Origin of the sequence: Amycolatopsis cihanbeyliensis (assembly GCF_006715045.1) — a bacterium.
Taxonomy (GTDB): Bacteria; Actinomycetota; Actinomycetes; order Mycobacteriales; family Pseudonocardiaceae; genus Amycolatopsis; species Amycolatopsis cihanbeyliensis.
Genome location: NZ_VFML01000001.1, coordinates 4,563,854 through 4,583,360 on the forward strand (window position 1 = coordinate 4,563,854; position 19,507 = coordinate 4,583,360).

Genomic DNA, 19,507 nt, shown 5'->3' on the forward strand with positions numbered 1-19,507 from the left:
TCAACCGTTGCGGGCCGCCATCGCGGTGGCGACCTCGGCGAAGGCGGCCCGCAACGACGGCGGATCGAGGATCTCCACCTCGGCCCCGAGCCGGAGCATCTGCCCGAGGGCGACCTCGTGGCTCTCCACCGGCAGGTCCACCTCGACCCGGCCGTCGGCGTCCGGTGGGCCCGCGTGGTTCCTGGCCTCGATCGACACATCGGGTTCGGCGATCAGGGACAGTGCCCGTAGCCCCGCCGGGCTCAGCTTGATCCGGATCCGCTCGCGCAGCAGGGCGCGGGCGAACTGGGCCGACGACTCCCGCCACCACTCCACGAGGTCGAAGCCCTCCGGCCGCTCGAACCGCTCCGGATGCGGCTCGGCCTCGGCGATCCGGGACACCCGGTAGGTGCGGATCGTCCGGTGCTCCGCACCGGCTTCCGGCACGTGCGCGACCAGGTACCAGACGCCGGCCTTGAGCACCAGGCCCAGCGGCTCGAGCAGGCGTTCGGCCAGCCGCTCGCCCCGGCGGTAGCGCACGGTGAGCCGGTGCTGCTCCCAGACGGCGCGGGCCACGGCTGCCAGCTCGGCGGCCTCGTCCTCGCCGCGGAACCAGCCCGGCGCGTCCAGGTGGAACCGCTGCGCGACCTGCTGGGCCTGCTCGCGCAGCGGGCCGGGCAGGCTGGCCGAGACCTTGGCGTGCGCGGCCGACACGGCGGTGCCCAGCCCCAGCCCGGCCAGCGCCCGCGGGGTGCTCATCGCGAAAAGCGCCACCGCTTCCCGCGAGGTCAGCCCGTCCAGTCTGCTGCGCCAGCCCTCGACCAGGCGGATGCCCCCGTGCCTGCCGGGCTCAGCCCAGACCGGCACCCCCGCCTCGCGCAGCGCGGCGATGTCCCGGTGCATGGTGCGCTCGGAGACACCCAGCGCCTCGGCCAGCTCGGCGGCCGTCGCGCCTCGCCGGTTCTGCAGGGTGAACAGCAACGCCACCAACCGCTCGGATCGCATACCCCTGATCATGCCCACCCGCACCGACACCCGCGTGTTGGCCGCGCACGCGCGCGTGTTGGCTGTTCGCGTGCGCGAGTTTGCCGCTCACGCGCGCGAGTTTGCCGCTCATGCGTACGAGTTTGCCGCTCATGCGTACGAGTTGGCCGTTCGCCCGCGAGTTGGGTCAAGTTGTGACTGGGGCACTTACCAAGGAGATCGAAAGTAGCTGGACGGAGCCGGGCCGTCGACCTGCACAGGTCGGCTACTTTCGATCGGGTTGGTCGTTGGTCGTCTTGGGGGCGCACTCGACCGAACGGGTCGGATGCGCCAAGCGCACCTCACCATGAAGCGCCCCGGGTCGGGCGCGACCTTCGATCGTCACGTTTGTAGCGTTCATCGCGGAACATAAAGATCGGCTCGGGGCCGAGCCGATCTGTGCCGTGTTGCCGACTTCGGTGTGAAGATCGCCCGTCCACCTACGATGCCGCCTTTTCGCGACCCAAATCGGCGCGTGAGGGACCAGATGAAGGCCTCATGGAGGAGATCCAGCGGGGGTATGACGAAAAGTACAAGGTGTACGGTGCCCGGAAAATGTGACGCCGGCCGAAGGGGGAGTGCGTGCAGGTCGGTCGTGTCCGGGTGGAGCGGCCGATGCGCTGGATGGGTCCGGTCAGGACAGTGGGCGGGAAGGCCGTGTGCACCCACTGTCCGGGACGACGATGGTGCCCGCGCCGCCGGCCCGGTGAAACGCCAGATCACGGCGGGTGCGTCGAATCCCTTGTGGATGGCGGACTTCACCTGCATGACGACCTGGTCCGGCACCGTGCACGTGTCGCTCGCCGTGAATGTGTCATCACGAAAACCCTCAATTGGAACAATCCAACCGAAGCGCCGCACGAACTACTACTCTCAGCTCGATAATCCGGTGTTGCGACGACCGGTCGGACCCGGGAAGTACACGTCATTCCGGTTCACCCAGAATCCGATCGACGTGGGTACAGATGCCTCGATCGGAACCGTCGGCGATGCGCTCGACAACGCCCTCGCGGTAACGACCATCGGACTTTACAAAACCGAGTTGATTAAATCCGGGCCATGGCCTCATGGGAAAGAAGTCGAAAAGGCCACCGCCGCGTCGGCGGACTGGTACAATGATCGAGGACTTCAGGAGGTCTGCGGCCATCGGCCGCCGACCGGGTTCGAGACCCCGCACGAGCAAGGCGACCTGAGCAACCTGGTTGCCTGACCCAGTAACGAGTCTCTACGAAACTCGGGCGCTTCACACTGTGCCGGACGCGGCGATCACGTTCCTTCGAGTCCCGGCCTCCACGCACCGCCCATCATCACAGTGCGGCTGCCGTACTGTGAAGATCATGATCCGCAGGCCTTGACAGTTCCTCACGCCAGCACGAATACTACAAGCAGTTTGACGTGTACCAAGCGGCCTGGGGGGCAGATGGTGCTAAATGGGCAGAGCCCAAGCAACGCTGACAACGCGCAATTCTCCACGATCGACACGGAAAGTGAGCGAGCTGCCGCCGACTCCCCGAGAGCGGCCGGGGTGGATCTCGCCTATACACAAGTGCTCGCCGAAACGGATATCGCGCTTCCACCGATTCTCGTGCACCGTCCCACGGCGCGGGTGACCGGCGGCACACATCGGCTGCCGGCAACCAGTATAAAAGAAGTCACTGCGATCAAAGTGCAGTTCTTCGAGAGGGACGAGCAAGCCGCCTTTATCCTCGCACTGAGGTCGAGCAACGCGCACTGGTTGCCGCTGTCCCTGGCTGACCGTGAGAACGTCGCCCGCCGGATTCTCGATGCCCGACCCCCGGTGGTCCGGCCGCGTCCGCCCATCCGAACTGACACAAGGCCGTCAGCGCGCCCGCGAGCTGACCAGGAACAACCCGTCCACCTCGATTCGAGAAACTGCGCCGACACGCACCTCGACAAGACCACGCGCTCGACAGGTCGGTGTCAGCGACCTCGCCACACAGACCGCCGCTGATCAAGCAGCGGTACATCGACTCCGGTCGGACCCCACCGTACGTACACGGAAACTGAACGGGTCTCGTCCGGTAGATCTCTGGGGGCCTGTTCCGAAACTGGACCTTGTCGACCGTTTCGCCAGTTCAGGAACAGGCATGATCCGCCAAGACGCATGCGGAAGTCCGGCGGGCAGTTCACAGAACTAGTTCAGAATCGCAAGCGCTGAAATTTGTGTCCAATGACTCGACAAAACGGGGAAACATGACTGCGGAAGATGCACGAGCGGAATTGCGCCAGCAAATTTTCTCTCTACTGGCCGAGGTTGCCGGCGGTGTTTTAGACAGTCAAACCATCGAATCGGATACGGAGTTTCCCGAGACGGGGATGAGTTCGATCGAATATCTGGCGCTTATCGAGAAGATCGAAACAAAGCTCGATGTCTTCATTGACCTCGAAGAGAACCAAGACCTGACCACCGTCGACAAGTTCTGCGATCTTCTCGTGGATCAAGTGCCATCAGCCTAAAACGGCAACTTCCGCCTGCCGATTGCGATCGACGGTAACAAACGCGGCTGACCCCCCATCCGTACCAGCTCGGCCACGCCCTCTGCTCGGCCACGCCCTCTGACAAAAGATTATGAGGTCTTCGATATCATGGACTCAACGGCATTTGGTTGCTTCTTGCCCCCATTCCACGATCCTTCGGTCAGCCCTCAGGCGGCGCTGAAGCACGATATCGAACTGTGTGGACTGGCTGATGACCTTGGTTTCGACGAGATCTGGCTTGGTGAGCACCATTCCAGTGGTTGGAGCACACTCAGCTCGCCTGACATGTTGATCGCAGCGTTAGCCCGTGAAACTCGCCGTATTCGATTTGCTACTGGCGTGATACCGCTTCCCTATCACCATCCTCTTCATGTCGCGGAACGGATGGTGCTGCTTGATCATCTCACGGCAGGTCGAGCGATTTTGGGCTGTGGAACGGGAACATACGTTCACGACATGGAAATGATCGGGGTGGATCCAGGAACTGTCCGCGATCACTTCCGAGCGGCATTGGAAACCGTGCAAGCGCTTATCAACGGCGAGACGGTCGACACTACGACACCGTGGTTCACCGCGAAGAAAGCCGTACTGCAGCTCCGGCCGCTGAGGGGTTCCATCGAGACTGTCGTCGCGTCATCGCTGAGCGATGCCGGGATCGAGCTACTGACCGACACCGCGACTACTCCGACCGTTCACGTGGTGCCACCCTGGGGTGCCATCCGGCCTGGAATGGACCCGGATCCGGTCGGCTCGCTCGTCGAGCGCGTCGAATCCTACCGGAACAAGTCCGCGGGTTCGACGCGGATCCGGTGCAACGTTTTCGTCCACGTCTCCGACTCCACGGAGGCGGGCATCGACGAGCTCATAAATGGATGGTCCGCACTGCGGCGCGATTTGTATCGTAATATTCTGGGCACGCCGATTCCGGACTCCCCGGCCGCTCATCGCAAGACGTTGGAGAGTCTTGTCAAGTCGGGTGCGTTCATTATCGGGGACACGGCGACGTGCACCCGCATGATTCGCGACCTCCTTGATCGGCTAGGCGAACCGGTGTCGTTGAATTTCTTCGTTCCCCAGTGGATATCGTACAAAGCGACTTTCGATCAACTGACGGCGATCGCCGACGAGGTCGTGCCCGGGCTCTTCGGTGGGTTCGACGGTACCGCGGAGTCCATGAAGCTCACTTCGGAAGAGGCCGGACGTCAGATGAAGCTTCGAACCGAGACCATTGGTAATGGAGGCAGCAAATGAGCTCTGCAGAAGTGAGTCTTGACTTCAGCTCTGACGAGTTTCTCGCCGACCCTTGGCATATCTACAAGGAACTCCGGCAAGCGGATCCGGTGCACTGGTCGGAGGCGTTCAGGGCCTTCCTGGTCACGAGGTACGACGACGTTGTCGCCCTGCTGGCGGACCGGCAGGTCGTCAGCGGGTTTCCGATGCGCAGCAGTCGCCGGTTGTTCGGCCCGACGTTGCTGGACGCCGACGGACCGCGTCATCGTGAGTTGCGAAAGCTATTCACGCCACTGTTCGCGGGCGCCTCGGTGAAGCGGCTGCGCACCGAGATACTCATTCCCGCGGTGGACCAGGTTCTCGACTCGATCGAAGCCGAGATGGGGTCCATGGACGATGTCGAGATCGAGTTCATGGAACGGGTCGCGGTCGGAGTGCCCTATGCGATGGTCACCCGGCTGTTCGGTTTACCGCCGGAAGACGCGGCCTGGCTGCGTCCCCGGGTCCTTCCGCTGGCCGGTGCTATCGAGTTTCCGGCAACCTCGCTGGACACGGCGGTCGCGAGCAAGGCAGAACTGGTCGACTATCTGACAGACAAGCTCGCCAGTCGCCAAGAGGGCGACCGGATGCCGTTCCTCGACCTCGTCTTCCCCCCAGGTGAACCGGTTGACGAGTCCCTGCTGGGAACGGCCACGCTGTTTCTGCTGGCCGGAACGGAAACGAGTGTCGCCACCATCGGCAAGATCATGTATGCCATATTGGCGCATGACGTCGAACTGTCGGCGTTGGCGGACTCCGAGTACCGGGACCAGGTGGTGCGCGAGACGCTGCGCTGGGAACCGCCGAGTCACACTATCCTCAGATATGCGTCCACCGACCTGAACATTCACGGCGTGGACGTGCCGCGCCGGTCCGCGCTTCTGCTGTCGGTCGGTAGCGCCAGTCGCGACGAGAACACGTTCTCCGACCCGGACACGTGGCGTCCGGGTCGACCAGACCAGCGGATGCTGGCCTTTTCGTCCGGCCCGCACACCTGCCTGGGCATCCAGCTGGCCTTGGCGGAGTTCGACACGCTGTTCGAGCGGTTGTCGCTGCGGTTCGGCGGCGTCCAGCGCAGCGGGTCGCTCGACGGCATCCGGCGTGGCTTCTGGCGGCTGCGGGAGCGAGGCCACATCTTCCGCCGGCCCGATCATCTTTATGTGCGAATGGAGCGCCGACGCGCGGGGAGAAGCGAGGCCGATGCCTGACGCGGAAACCGCTCCATACGATCTGACGGCCGAACTTGCGGCCGGGTCCTCCGGGCGCGACCGGGCAGCGCTGGTGGTGGCCGCGTTCGCGGTGACTCTGTGCCGGTGGACGGCGATGAGCGAAGCCGCGATCGCGGTCGCCGGGAGGGTGATCCGGCTCCAGGTCGACGACCGGGCGCTCATCGATGACTTCCTGCGGGCGGTGCACACGACCGGAGTCGCTGAAGACGGACCGGTGGACCTCGTGATCGCTTCCGAGCACGACGATCTTCGGTCTGGGGAGGTCCGCTTCAGCACCGAAATACCTTACGCCGCGCACGGGTTCGTCGCCGACGTCGCCGCCGCGGTGAGCGAGATGACGTCCCTCGACGGTTCTCTCCAGGACGTGCGCTGCATCGCGCCGGAGCGTCGCCGGATCCTCGATGCGCTGGTCGGCGCGGACGTTCCCGTGGTGGACATCGAAACCCTGTTCCTGGAACAGGTGCGGCGCCACCCGCAGGAGGTCGCGGTCCGTGACGCGAGCGTTGAGCTGACCTACGAGCAACTCGCGCATGTCGCCGATCACTACGCCGACGTTCTGCGGCGTGCCGGGGTCCGGCCCCGGGACACGGTGCTCGTCGCGACCCGGAGATCGGTCGGGGAGGTGGTGGCGCTACTCGCGATCACCCGCCTCGGCGCCGCATACGCGGGATTCGACGACGACGCACCGGAAGCCCGGCTGGCGACGATCGTCGGCAAGCTGGCGCCCGCCGTCGCGGTGACCGATACCACGACGACCGACCATCCCGCCCTGCGCGAGCTCACCCGGGTCGACTCGTGGCACCCCGGACAGCACACCGACACAGACCCCGAACCGCTGAGCCGACCACCTGGCTCTCCGGATCCACACCGCACGGCGTACATCGCGTTCACCTCCGGTTCCACCGGCGAACCGAAGGGCGTTGTCGTCCCGCATCAGGCAGTCACGCGACTCGCGCTCACGGTCGAACTCCAGGTGCGCCCCGGTGACCGCGTTCTACGCATGGCGCCACTGGCTTTCGACGCGTCGACGTACGAAATCTGGGTGACCCTGCTCAACGGCGCGACGCTCGAGGTCCTCCCGGTGAAACGTCCGTCGGTCGGAAGGCTCGAAAAGTTCTTCACCGAGCGGAAGGTCTCGGTCGCCTGGCTGACGGCCAGCCTGTTCCGGCTGCTTGCCAACTCTCGGCCGCGGGCGCTCGCCGGACTCCGCTGGCTCGTGAGCGGGGGAGAAGTCGTATCGCACGAGTCCGCGGCCCGCATGCTCGAGCTACACCCCGGGCTGGTGATCACGAACGGATACGGGCCCACCGAGAACACGACTTTCACGACCACACACACCGTGCGCGACAGCGCGGAGATCAACGGGCCTCTTCCCATCGGCAGGCCGATCGCCGGCACCAAGGTTTTCGTCCTCGACCGGAACGCCCGTCTCGTTCCGCCCGGTGCGGTCGGCGAACTGTACGCGGCCGGATCAGGTGTAGCCGATGGTTATCTCAACGACGAGACCGAGACAAGCAGCCGGTTCGGTCACTTCTCTCCGGATGTCAATGAACGCCTGTACCGCACCGGCGATCTGGTCCGACTCGACCCGCACGGCAACCTGGTATTCCTGGGCCGCGAGGACAAGCAGATCAAACTCGACGGGCACCGCATCGAAACCGAGGAGATCAGCACCACCCTCGCTCGTCATCCCGATGTTCGGGACGCCGTGATCTTCGTTGCTCGGCAACCGAACCGAGGTCCGCAGCTCGTAGCAGCCGTCGTCATGCGCCCCGGCACCGATGCAGACCCACGATCACTGCGGACGTTCCTGTCACACCTGCTGCCCAGCTACGCCTTACCCGCCCTGTGGGTCGTGGTCGACGAGATCCCGCTCACCCGCAACGGAAAGGTCGACGAACAGGTCCTGATCGAATCCGCGACGCCGCCGGTACCCGCCAGCAGAGGAGACCGCGATGTCCTCGCCGCTCGACGGCCATGACGCCGATTTCGTGGTGGTCGTGAACGAAGAACAGCAATACAGCCGGTGGTCGGCGCCAGTCGCCGTGCCCAGTGGATGGACCATCGCCCACGGTTCGGCTGCCAACGACGGCTCTCCCTGCTACGCGCGGGACAGCCGGACCGACATGCGCCCGGTGAGCGCCTGAATGAAGGAGGGCTCGATGAGGTTGTCGCTCGGGCAGGAGCGTTTGTGGCTGTTGCAGCAGCTCGACCGGACCAGCGCCGCGTACAACATTCCGATCGTTTTACGGTTCCGCGACGGCGTCGATTTCGAGGCACTGGACCGAGCGCTCGACAGGCTCGTCGAACGTCACCCAGTGCTCCGCTGGACGTTCGCCGCGGACGAGTCGGGGACGCCGGTCGCCACACCGATGGCGGACTTTCGCATTCCGGTGGAGCGACGTACCGCCGGAGATGGCGAGAACGAGTGGCAGGCGCACACGGCCGACTTGGCCATCGAACCGTTCGACCTCGCGGCCGCGCCGCCCGTGCGCGCAATGGTTGTCGAGTGCGCTGACGGATCGGCCGTGCTGTGCCTGGTGATGCATCACATCATCACCGACGGTCGTTCCATCCAGATCGTGACCGAGGATCTGCCGACTTTCTACCGGTCGGCGACGCCCACGCCGATCGACATGACATACGAGGACTTCGTCGCATGGCAGCGCTCCGGCACCGAAAACGAGTCCGCGGCGGAACACCTCGAGTACTGGCGGCGGGAGCTCGACGGATTCGAACCACTGCGGCTGCCGGCGGACAGACCGCGACCGGCCAACCCCGGGTTCGCCGGCGACCACGTCGATTTCGAACTACCAACCGAGCTCACCAAGGCCTTTTGTGCATTCGCATTGCGGAATCGGTGCGCGGTCTCCAGCGCCGTGGCCGCGGTGCTACAGGCGCTCATGTCGCTCCACTCCGGGCAAGAGGACATCACGATCGGAACGGTGCTGGCCGGCCGCGACGACCGCCGGTTCGCCGACGTACTCGGCTTTTTCGTGAACACCGTGGTTTTGCGCACTCACATTACCCCGTCGACGTCGTTCCGCGAGCTGCTCAAGGTGGCACGCACCAAGATGGTCGAGGCATACGCCCATCAACAGGCGCCGTTCGACCAGGTGGTCGCGGAGGTCCGGCCCGAACGGGAGTCGGGTCGCAACGCGATCTTCGATGTCGTGGTCGTGCACAACGGGGAGATTCCCCCGCCCGGCGAAGGCGAGATCACCAGCGTGCCATGGGCAGGCGTGGCGACCCGGTTCGACCTGGAACTGGTCACCCACCTGCAGGACGGCAAGCTGCACGGCTCACTGGTGTTCCGCTCCAGCCTCTTTCACCGATCCACCGCCACGCGGCTCGTCAGCCGGCTTGTCTGGCTCGTCGAACACGCGCTGGAGAACCCGGACGAGCCGCTCTTCGGACCACTACGCGGGCAGCTCGACTACTGGCGGAAGCAGCTCGCTGATGCTCCCGCGGCACTGGACCTGCCAGCCGATCGCGTGCGCCCGCCGGTGGCGTCCTACCGCAGCGACTCGGTCCGCTTCGAAGTGGACCCCGGTGTTGCCGGGGAGTTGCGTGAGCTGAGCAGTCGGCACGGCGTCACTCCGTTCATGGCCCTGCTGGCGACCTTCTCCCTCGTGCTGTCCCGCTACGCACGCACCACCGAGGTGACGGTCGGAGTACCCACGACCGGAGGAACCAGCTCGGAACCAGAACCACTGACCGGGTTCGACGCCAACACACTGGTGCTGCTCACCGACCTTTCCGGTGATCCCACCTTCCCGGAACTGCTGGGGCGCGTGCGGGAGACCACGCTCGGCGCCCACGCGCACCAGGACGTCCCCTTCGAACGTCTCGTAGCAGAGCTGGCACCCCAACGAGACTTCAGCCGCAACCCCCTCACGCAGGTCGCCCTCCAGCTGGTGGACGTGCCGTTGTCGAACGTTCCGCCTGCCGGTACGGAAGCGCAACCATTCGATCTCGAATGTCACGTGGCGGACCGGAACGGCGTGCTGGAGGCCCGGGTCGACTACAACGCCGGCGTGTTCGACCGGGTCACGATCGAACGATTCATCCAGCACTTCCAGCAGCTACTCGCATCCGTCGGAGCGGACCCGGAGCAACCGCTGTCCGCCCTGCCGATGATGAGCGACTCCGAAACCCGGCGGCTGGCGCAGGACTGGAACGACACCACCGCGACGTTGCCGAACCCGGCGACGGTGCCCGCGGCGTTCGCCGAACAGGTCCGCCACCGACCTCACGCGACAGCCCTGGTATGCGACGAGGACTCCCTGACCTACGCCGAGCTCGACGCCCGGTCCAACCAGCTCGCGCACCGGCTGCGAACCCTGGGCGCCGAACCCGGGGCCCTCATCGGAGTGTGCCTGCCACGCTCCACCGAACTGATCACCGCATTGCTCGCGATTCTCAAGACCGGCGCCGCGTACCTGCCGATCGACCCGGAGTACCCCGAGGAGCGCCAACGGCTCCTCCTCACCGATGGCGACGCCCGACTCGTGGTCACCACCGACCTGGTGGGCGATCCCACCATCGATGAGGAACCATCGACCGCGCTCGAGTCCGTAGTGCGGCCGCAGGACCTGGCCTACGTCATCTACACGTCCGGTTCAACCGGACGCCCCAAGGGCGTCGAAATCGAGCACCAGGCAATCATCCGCCTTGTCACCGGAATGCCGGAGGGCATCCTCGGCCCTCGCGAGGTACTGCTACACGCATCAGCAATCTCCTTCGACGCCGCTACTTTCGAGATCTGGGGTGCCCTCCTCGCCGGCGCCACGTGCGCCATTTCCACTGAGCGAGTCCTCACCGCCCGACCGCTCGCCAACGCGATCGCTCGCCACCGGATCAGCACGCTCTGGCTGACCTCGTCGTTGTTCAACCACATCGTCGACGAGGACACCACGGCGCTGACCGGGCTCCGTCATCTGCTCGTCGGCGGCGAGGCGCTGTCCGTCGCCCATGTTCGCCGCGCTGTCACCGCTCTGCCCGGCACGCGGGTCTTCAACGGTTACGGCCCTACCGAATGCACCACGTTCGCCACCTGCCACCCCATCGCCTCTCCTGTTCCCGCCGACACCAGCGGCATCCCCATCGGCCGCCCGATCGGCAACACCCGCGTGTATGTCCTGGACGACCAGGGCCGGCTCGCGCCGACCGGAGTACCGGGAGAACTCCACGTGGCCGGACCCGGTGTCGCAAGAGGCTACCGAGGGCAACCGGAACTCACCGCGGAGAAGTTCGTCCGCAATCTCTACGACACCACGAGCGGCCGGCTTTACCGGACAGGGGACCTCGTCCGTCACAACGCCAACGGCGACATCGAGTTCCTCGGGCGCCTCGACGACCAGATCAAGATCCGCGGCTACCGCATCGAACCTCAGGAGATCGAAGCCAGCCTCCAGGCCCATCCGGACATTCCGCAGGCCGCCGTTGTCGCGCGCGAAGACACGCCCGGCCAGAAGAGACTCGTCGCCTATCTCAAGGTCCCGGGTGATGACGTTCCTGACGACGCCGCCCTGCGTGCCCATCTGCGAAGCGAGCTGCCGGAGTACATGGTGCCCGAGGCGTTCGTGGCACTTCCCGAACTACCGTTGACCATCAACGGAAAACTGGATTCCAGCGCGCTTCCGGCACCCGACAGCGGCACCCGAACGGACACGGCCGCGACGTTCGTCCGACCACGTAACCAGACCGAAGAAGCCTTGGCTGCGATCTGGGCCCACGTTCTCGACGTCGATACCGTCGGCAGGAACGAAAGCTTCTTCGACGTTGGCGGACACTCTCTGAAAGCCGCACAGCTCGCCGTCCGGATCAGTGAGACGTTCGACATCCAACTACCGTTGCGGACGGTGTTCGAACGGCCCACGATCGCGAAGCTGGCCGAAGAGATGAACAGCGAGCGGCGGACAAGCACAGGCCACGTGCGCTCGTTCGACCCCCAGCCCATACTGCGCAGCGTTGTCCCGGACCCGCTGCCACCACGCAAGCTCGACGAGATCTCGGACGTCCTGCTCACCGGAGCCACGGGCTTCGTCGGGGCGTACTTGGTCCGCGAGTTGCTGGCACGGACCAGCGCGCGCGTCCACTGCCTCGTCCGGGCGGCGGACGAGGACGCGGCGTGGCATCGGCTGCGCGCGAATCTCGACCATTACGGCCTGTGGCACGACATCGACCACGAGCGGATCGCGGTCGTTCCCGGCGATCTCGCCGCGTCCGGACTCGGGCTCACCACCGCGACCTTCGGTCGCCTCGCGGACGAGATCGACCTGATCTGCCACAACGGCGCTCGGGTCGATGCGCTCTCGAGCTACGAGCAGCTCGAGGAGACCAACGTGGGTGGTACCCGTGAACTCATCCGGCTGGCGGCCACCACCTGGCTCAAGCAACTACAGTTCGTGTCGACCATTTCCGCTGCCGATGAAGGTGACGCGCGCAGCGGGTACGCGGAGACCAAGTCGCATGCCGAGCGGCTGGTCATCGCCGCACACGAGCGCGGAATGCCGGCAGCGATCTACCGGCTGCCCCGGATCGTCGGAGACTCGCAGACCGGACAGGGGAACACGCGGGACATCATGTTGCGGGTGCTGCGGATCATTCTCGAACTCGGCGCCGCACCCGACACCGAGCTGGAGGAACCCTGGCTCGAGGTGGACGAGACAGCCGGTCTGCTCGCCCGGATCGGTGCGGAGCAGCCGCCGGACGGCAGCCGCTTCGTGCTGACGAGTCGGCGACCTGTACGTCTCACGCACGTGCTGGAGCTACTGCGGAGCACCGGCACGGCGATCGACACCCGGCCGGTAGTCGACTGGCTCGCGATGCTCGAGGCCCACTCTCCTGAGGAACACGCCATCCTGAAACTGCTCTTCGAGTCCCCTCCTGGCGCCAGCGGCAACGGTGGGCCAAGTCGTGAGTTCGTTCCGATCGTCGTTCGGAGCCCCGACGACAACGCGATACTTCGCTACGTCGACAGAATGCTTGTCCGGTCTCCTCAAGCCGCGAAGTCCGGAGAATACGAAAGGTCATTGCAAACATGACTCGTGAACATCAGATGACTCTGTATCGGTCTATGAAACTGATCCGGGAGTTCGAAGAACGATGCCTGGAGATGGCAATTGCTGGTGAGATCATCGGGGGTATTCACCCGTACATCGGGCAGGAGGCTGTTGCCGTAGGCGTATGTTCGAACCTGACGGAGCGAGATTTCATCACGAGCACTCACCGGGGACACGGGCATGTGCTGGCAAAGGGTGCGGACCCCCGCCGTCTGCTTGCCGAGCTCCTTGGCACCCTCGAAGGTTTCAACAAGGGTCGTGGCGGATCGATGCATGCTGCGGACATCGAGCTGGGTATCCTGGGTGCCAACGGTATCGTCGGAGCGGGGGGAGCAATAGGGACCGGCGCCGCCTGGGTCGCCAAGGACCGCGGAAGCTCGGATGTCGTCATCAGCTTCTTCGGCGACGGAGCAATGAGCCAAGGCGTACTGTTGGAAGCATTCAACCTGGCCGCAATCTGGTCCTTGCCGGTGCTGTTTGTCTGCGAGAACAACATGTACGCGACGAGTCTCAAGGTTGAGTCCGGACTCGCGGGCAACGCGGCGCGGCGCGCCGAAGGCTTCGGGCTGGTTGCACGTACGGTCGACGGCATGGACGTCGAGTCCGTGGCGTCCACGGCGGGGGAACTGATCGAACGGTGTCGCGAGAACAAAGGCCCGGCGTTCTTGGAATGCTCGACCTACCGGTTCTTTGAGCATCACTCCATACTCGAACAATTGGGGGTCGGGTTTCGTGATCCTGACGAAATAGCCAGTTGGCGCAAGCGGGATCCGATCCTCTCATTGGGTAAGCAGTTGAGCGATGCCGCTGTCGCCGAGATCGATGAAGATGTAAAGGGAAAAATCGATGAAGCGGTTGATTTTGCAAGGAACGCCGCGCCGCCCGACCCGAAGGACGCACTTATGTATCTGTACTCAGGAGAGGTCGCGGTCCGGCCAGGGGTGATCCTGTGAGTGATCTGCAATCCGTGTCGCTCCCCGGGTATGTGCGTGCGCTGAACCGCGCACTGCATGCCGAGATGGCGGCGGACGACAGCGTTTTCGTGATCGGTGAAGACGTGCGGGTCGGAGCGAGTGGAGTCACCGCGGGTCTGGTACCCCAGTTTGGCACGGAGCGAGTGCTGGACACGCCGTTGTCCGAGCAATCTTTTACCAGTTTCGGGACCGGTGCCGCGATGGTCGGCAGAAGGCCCGTGATCGAGTTTCAGATATCCTCGCTGCTGTACCTGGTGTTTGAGCAGATAGTGAACCAGGCTCACAAGTTCTCGTTGATGACCGGCGGGCAAGTTCATGTACCTGTCACGTACATGGTTTCGGGCTCGGGTTCGAGATGTGGATGGGCAGGCCAACATTCGGACAGCCCGTACAGTCTGCTCGCACATGCGGGGATCAAGACGCTGGTTCCAAGCAGGCCGGAGGACGCTTATGGACTGTTGCGGTCGGCGGTTCGGGATCCCGACCCGGTAGCGGTGTTTGCCCCTTCCGCGTTGATGGAGGCAGCGGATGTCGCCGACTCGGGAGAAGAGGAGGTCGTGCCACTGGGAGAAGCGAACGTCCTGCGGGAGGGCGATGACCTGACGGTAGTGGCGGTGGGGCAGCATGTCGGTACAGCACTTGAGGTTGCCGAGAGTCTTGCCGATCAGGTCGAAGTCGAGGTTATTGATCCGAGAACGGTTTACCCGTTCGATTGGCAGCGCCTCGGTAAATCGGTCAACAAGACCGGGCGCCTTGTCGTGATCGATGACTCGAACCGTATGTGCGGGTTGGGGGCGGAGATAATTGCGACAGCGGCCGAAGAGTTCGATCTGCTGGCGCCGCCGAAGCGTGTCAGCAGGCCCGATGGTGCGGTCATCCCGTACGCTCTTGCGCTCGATCAGGAGTTGGTATCCGGTACTGAACGACTGACGAAGGCCATCAGAGCGGCGTTGATGTAAGAGAGCGGACGCCCCGCACCAGGAAATTCCTCCGCAGCGCCAAGGGAGAATAATGGAGACAAACGACATCGTGGATGGCTACCGGCGGACGCAGGACGCCTTCGACGCCGTCCTTGCCGCCGTCCCGTCGCAACGGTGGAACGCGGCGTCAGCGTGCGAACTCTGGACTGTGCGTGACGTGGTAGGCCACGTCATCTGGGGGCTGGAGGTCCTGCGCCATCACGTGACGGGCCAGGAGTACACGGAACGAACCGGCCCACCGGGCTCCGAGAATCCCGGTGAGCTCGCCGGCGACGACCCATTGGCCGGGTGGCGCGCGACCCGCGAAGCGACTGCCGCCGCCCTCACCGATGAGGTACTCGATCTGCCCGCCGCCCCGTGGTACGAGGCCCTGCGCCCCGGCGTGAAGGTCACGGACCACCTGGAAATGTTGACCTTCGACACCTTGGTCCATACCTGGGATATCGGGTCCGCGCTCGGCATGGACGTGCGTCTGGAGCCCGATCTCGTCGCGCGGTCGTTCTCCCTTGCCCGCTTGATCATCAGCCGCACGCCGAGCACCTTCGGTCCCAAACTGGCCCCGCCACCGGACGCCGACAAGCAGACCCGCTTTCTGGCCTTCCTCGGCCGATCGGTCTGAAGCTTCGGTCCGGTTCGATGGCGTCAGCGGCGCAGCATCGCGCGGTCGCCGGGCCTTGACCGTGTCCGCGCCCGTAGAACCGCAGGTCGAGGCGGGTTCCCACCAAGGTTCATGCCATGCGAAACAACCTGAGTGGAGAATCCGCCTGGCCACTCGTGCACGCGAGTTGGCCGTTCCGGTGCAGCGAGGCCGTCGCTCGGCGTACCGAGTTCCGTGCTCAGCGGCGCACCGTGCCGAGGAAGGCTCGCCAGGCGGCGGGTTCCAGGGTGAGGTGGCCGGCGGCGGGGTCCTTCGAGTCGCGCACGGCCGCCGCCCGCGCGGTGGTCGCCACCTCGACACAGTCACCGTTGTTGGCGTTGCTGTGGCTGCTCTTGCGCCAGGTCAGCTCGGCGTGCTCGGGGGTGGTCATGACGTCCGGCCTCCATCTGGTCGTACTCGCTTGCCAGCCAGGCAAGCCACTCCCGCGATTGTCCCGCATCCAGCGCATCCCGATCGAGTCGCGCCAGTATCTCCCGGTACATCGCGACGTCCTCGGGCTCCTCCAGGAACAGCCCCGCGGCCCAGGAGTCCACGTAGGTGACCGGCGGGTGCTCGGCGTACCCCATCACCTTGAACGCGCCACCGACGATGCCGTACGGCCCCGCCGCATCCGGCACCACCCGGATGGAGCAGCGTGGCCAGGAGTCCACCAGCAGCAGGCTGACCAGTTGCTCGTGCATCACCTCCGGCCCGCCGACCACCGCCCGCAGCGCTCGCTCGTGCAGGAAGAACTTGCACCACGGCGACCGTGCCCGCTTCAGCACGTGCTGCCTGGCCAGCCGGGCGTCGACTCGCAGCTCGATGTCCTCGGGTGGGCGGTTCGATCCCCAGCGGAACAGCTCGCGGATGTACTGCTCGGTCTGCAGCAGCCCCGGCACGATCAGCGGGTCGTAGCTGGTGATCGCGTTCGCCGTGCCCTCCTGCAGGATCAGCGAGCGCAGCTCCTCGGGCAGCTCCCGGCTGTGCGGCCGGAGCCAGTAGCGGCTGTCCGCCTCCCGGGCGAGGGTGACCAGCCGGTTCAACTCCGACCGCACCACCAGGCCGCAGCTGACCAGGTAGACCGCAACGTCCACTTCGGAGGCGCCGCGTTGCCCGCTCTCCATCCGGGACACCTTGCTCGGTGACCAGCCGAGGGTGCGCGCCAGGTCGTGCCCGCTCAACCCGGATCGCTGGCGGATCCGCCGTAGCTCGGCACCGAGTTCCCTTGCCCGCGCGGTGGAGTCCCGCTTCGCCTTCGCCGTCATCCGACCAACCTAGAACGCCAGGTCAGCAGGGGTCCGGCACGGCGCGGCCGGTTCACCGGAAGAGATGCGCCCTTGCCAGGGGCGCAACTCGCCCGATCAGCGGTGGGCGCGGTTGACGGCGGAGATCACGGCACGCAGCGAGGCGACCACGATGGACGGATCGATGCCGACGCCCCAGTAGACCCGGTCGTCGATGGCGCACTCGATGTAGGAGGCCGCCTTGGCGTCGTCGCCGGGAGTGAGCGTGTGCTCGCTGTAGTCCAGCAGCCGCAGGTCGAAGCCGACGGTGGACAGGGCGTCGAAGAAGGCCGCGATCGGCCCGTTGCCCCGCCCGCGCACCTCGTTGTCGTCCCCGTCCACCCGCACGGTGGCCGCGATCTCGTACTCGCCGCCGCCGTTGTCGGTGACGTGCTGGCGCACCAGCTCGAGCGTGTTGCCCGGCCGCAGGTACTCCGCGGAGAACGCCTGCCACATGGTGTCCGGGTCCACCTCGCCGCCGGAGGAGTCGGTGTGCTTCTGGATCGTCTGCGAGAACTCGATCTGCAGCCGCCGCGGCAGGTCGAGCTGGTGCTCGCTCTTCATGATGTAGGCGATGCCGCCCTTACCGGACTGCGAGTTCACCCGGATCACGGCCTCGTAGGTGCGGCCGACGTCCTTGGGGTCGATCGGCAGGTACGGGACCTCCCACCGGTACTGCTCCAGCGGGACCCCGGCCCGCTCGGCCTCGTGGCGCAGCGCGTCGAAACCCTTGTTGATCGCGTCCTGGTGGCTGCCGGAGAACGCGGTGAACACCAGGTCTCCGCCCCACGGGCTGCGCTCGGGCACCGGCAGCTGGTTGCAGTACTCGACCGTCCGCTTGATCTCGTCCATATCGGAGAAGTCGATCTGCGGGTCGATGCCCTGGCTGAACAGGTTCATCCCCAGCGCGACCAGGTCGACGTTGCCGGTGCGCTCGCCGTTGCCGAACAGGCAGCCCTCGATCCGGTCCCCGCCGGCCTGGTATCCCAGCTCGGCCGCGGCGATCCCGGTGCCGCGGTCGTTGTGCGGGTGCAGCGACAGGATTACCCCGTCCCGCCGCTCCAGGTTCCGGTGCATCCACTCGATCGAGTCGGCGTACACGTTCGGCGTGGCCATCTCCACCGTGGCGGGCAGGTTCAGGATCACCGGCCGCTGCGGGGTCGGCTGCCAGATCTCGGTGACGGCGTTGCACACCTCGGCGGCGTAGCTCAGCTCCGTCCCGGTGTAGGACTCCGGCGAGTACTGGAACCGGAAGTCGGTGTCGGAGTACTTCGCCGCGTACTCCAGCACCAGGTCAGCGGCCTGGGTGGCGATCTTCTTGATGCCCTCGCGCTCCTCGCGGAACACCACCCGCCGCTGCAGGATCGAGGTGGAGTTGTAGACGTGCACGACCGCCTGCGGCGCACCCTCCAGCGCGGCGAAGGTCCGCTCGATCAGCTCGGGCCGGCACTGGGTCAGCACCTGGATGCGGACGTCCTCCGGGATCGCCCCGTCCTCGATGACCTCCCGGACGAAGTCGAAGTCGGTCTGGCTGGCCGCGGGGAAACCGACCTCGATCTCCTTGTAGCCCATGCGCACCAGCAACTCGAAGAACTTGCGCTTGCGGGCGGGCGACATCGGGTCGATCAGCGCCTGGTTGCCGTCCCGCAGGTCGACCGCGCACCACAGCGGGGCGCGCTCGATGCGCTTGGCGGGCCAGGTGCGATCGGGCAGGTCGATGTCCTCGACCAGGCGGTACCACGGCTGGTAGCGGTGCACCGGCATCGAACTACCGCGCTGCGGGTTCCAGCTCGGCTGGCCATCGGCCGGCGGCCTGGACGGCGTGTGGATCCGGTGGGAAGGCGTTTCGGGCGTGCTCATGGTGAGGAAGGCTCCTGCTGGGTTTGGAGGTCGACAACCGACCGGCGGCACCACAAAGCCCCGCGACGAGGAGCCGGTCTGGTCAGGCCCCGTCGCGGCAGCGAAGCAGGAGAGCACGTGCCACGAGGCCACTCTAACCACGGCCTCCCGGGTAGGGGAAGCCCGGCTGCGACCAAACCGTTACCCGCGCTGGCCCGAGAGGGTTACTCGCCCGTAGCGTTGCCCGTTGTCACATGCGAGACTCCCTCCATGGCCGAGCACGCTCAGCAGCCCGACGACGAGGACGAGGCCACCAGGGCTGTGCCCTCCACCCAGCCCTCCACCCAGCCCTCCACCCAGCCGTCCACCCAGCGCAGGCCGGAGCCCGAGCCCGCCCCGCCGCGCAAGGTCGACTGGCGCGCGGTCCGGGAGCGGGCGGCCGGCCTGACCGCCGGCGTCGTGCGCTGGGTCGGCCTGCTCTTCGCGCTGGTGCTGGTGCTGCACGTGGTCTTCGTGATCGGCGAAGGTAACCCGGACAACGGCATCGTGTCCTTCGTGAACGACGTGTCCGACACCCTCGTGGTCGGGTTCAAGGACATGTTCACGCCCGAGGGCGCCCAGCTGCGGGCGCTGGTCAACTACGGCATCGCCGCGGTGTTCTGGCTGGTCGTCTCCGCGATCCTGGCCAGGATCATCCGGCGGGTCGGCGGCTCCTCGCTGTAGCCGGG

At 65.7% G+C, this 19,507-nt stretch carries 15 protein-coding genes; 11 read left to right on the forward strand and 4 right to left on the reverse strand.

Going from position 1 to position 19,507, the window contains the following annotated elements:
* Positions 1–984, reverse strand: a complete 984-nt coding sequence (locus tag FB471_RS20740) for a helix-turn-helix transcriptional regulator (RefSeq protein WP_142000070.1) — start codon at positions 982–984, stop codon at positions 1–3.
* Positions 985–1,750: 766 nt separating this feature from the next.
* Here FB471_RS20740 and FB471_RS20745 point away from each other — a divergent pair.
* The 10 genes from FB471_RS20745 to FB471_RS20790 all read left to right on the forward strand — a co-directional run bounded on the left by FB471_RS20745 (position 1,751) and on the right by FB471_RS20790 (position 15,639).
* Complete coding sequence (locus tag FB471_RS20745; protein ID WP_142000071.1) at positions 1,751–2,212, forward strand: hypothetical protein; 462 nt, start codon at positions 1,751–1,753, stop codon at positions 2,210–2,212.
* A 1,004-nt stretch (positions 2,213–3,216) separates the two neighbouring features.
* On the forward strand, positions 3,217–3,480 hold the full coding sequence (locus tag FB471_RS20750; protein WP_142000072.1) for an acyl carrier protein: 264 nt from the start codon (positions 3,217–3,219) through the stop codon (positions 3,478–3,480).
* Positions 3,481–3,609: 129 nt separating this feature from the next.
* Positions 3,610–4,752 carry an LLM class flavin-dependent oxidoreductase gene (locus FB471_RS20755; RefSeq protein ID WP_142000073.1) on the forward strand — a complete coding sequence of 381 codons (1,143 nt, stop codon included), beginning with the start codon at positions 3,610–3,612 and terminating at the stop codon, positions 4,750–4,752.
* Positions 4,749–5,978, forward strand: a complete 1,230-nt coding sequence (locus tag FB471_RS20760) for a cytochrome P450 (RefSeq protein WP_142000074.1) — start codon at positions 4,749–4,751, stop codon at positions 5,976–5,978. Before FB471_RS20755 ends, FB471_RS20760 begins: the two co-directional genes overlap by 4 nt.
* Positions 5,872–7,980 (forward strand): amino acid adenylation domain-containing protein, encoded by a 2,109-nt coding sequence (locus FB471_RS20765; protein ID WP_142000075.1) that lies wholly within the window; start codon positions 5,872–5,874, stop codon positions 7,978–7,980. The genes FB471_RS20760 and FB471_RS20765 overlap by 107 nt, the downstream gene beginning before the upstream one ends.
* Positions 7,955–8,146, forward strand: coding sequence for an MbtH family NRPS accessory protein (locus FB471_RS20770; protein ID WP_142000076.1), 192 nt, complete (start codon positions 7,955–7,957; stop codon positions 8,144–8,146). The genes FB471_RS20765 and FB471_RS20770 overlap by 26 nt, the downstream gene beginning before the upstream one ends.
* A gap of 15 nt (positions 8,147–8,161) precedes the next feature.
* Positions 8,162–13,048, forward strand: a complete 4,887-nt coding sequence (locus FB471_RS20775; RefSeq protein ID WP_170220881.1) for a non-ribosomal peptide synthetase — start codon at positions 8,162–8,164, stop codon at positions 13,046–13,048.
* Between the two features lie 32 nt (positions 13,049–13,080).
* Positions 13,081–14,019, forward strand: coding sequence for a thiamine pyrophosphate-dependent dehydrogenase E1 component subunit alpha (locus FB471_RS20780; protein ID WP_246076505.1), 939 nt, complete (start codon positions 13,081–13,083; stop codon positions 14,017–14,019).
* A complete protein-coding gene (locus FB471_RS20785; protein WP_142000079.1) occupies positions 14,016–14,999 on the forward strand; it encodes an alpha-ketoacid dehydrogenase subunit beta in 984 nt (327 codons plus the stop codon). The genes FB471_RS20780 and FB471_RS20785 overlap by 4 nt, the downstream gene beginning before the upstream one ends.
* Positions 15,000–15,051: 52 nt before the next feature.
* Positions 15,052–15,639, forward strand: a complete 588-nt coding sequence (locus tag FB471_RS20790; RefSeq protein WP_142000080.1) for a TIGR03086 family metal-binding protein — start codon at positions 15,052–15,054, stop codon at positions 15,637–15,639.
* 217 nt (positions 15,640–15,856) lie between these two features.
* Here the strand turns inward: FB471_RS20790 and FB471_RS20795 are convergent, their stop codons facing one another.
* The 3 genes from FB471_RS20795 to leuA form a co-directional block, all read right to left on the reverse strand.
* Positions 15,857–16,048, reverse strand: a complete 192-nt coding sequence (locus tag FB471_RS20795; RefSeq protein WP_142000081.1) for a DUF397 domain-containing protein — start codon at positions 16,046–16,048, stop codon at positions 15,857–15,859.
* Positions 15,981–16,922, reverse strand: coding sequence for a helix-turn-helix domain-containing protein (locus FB471_RS20800; protein ID WP_142000082.1), 942 nt, complete (start codon positions 16,920–16,922; stop codon positions 15,981–15,983). The genes FB471_RS20795 and FB471_RS20800 overlap by 68 nt, the downstream gene beginning before the upstream one ends.
* A 96-nt stretch (positions 16,923–17,018) precedes the next feature.
* Positions 17,019–18,800, reverse strand: a complete 1,782-nt coding sequence (leuA, locus tag FB471_RS20805) for a 2-isopropylmalate synthase (protein WP_142000083.1) — start codon at positions 18,798–18,800, stop codon at positions 17,019–17,021.
* A gap of 249 nt (positions 18,801–19,049) precedes the next feature.
* Here leuA and FB471_RS20810 point away from each other — a divergent pair, with 249 nt between their 5' ends.
* A complete protein-coding gene (locus tag FB471_RS20810; RefSeq protein WP_142000084.1) occupies positions 19,050–19,502 on the forward strand; it encodes a hypothetical protein in 453 nt (150 codons plus the stop codon).
* Positions 19,503–19,507: the final 5 nt, after the last annotated feature.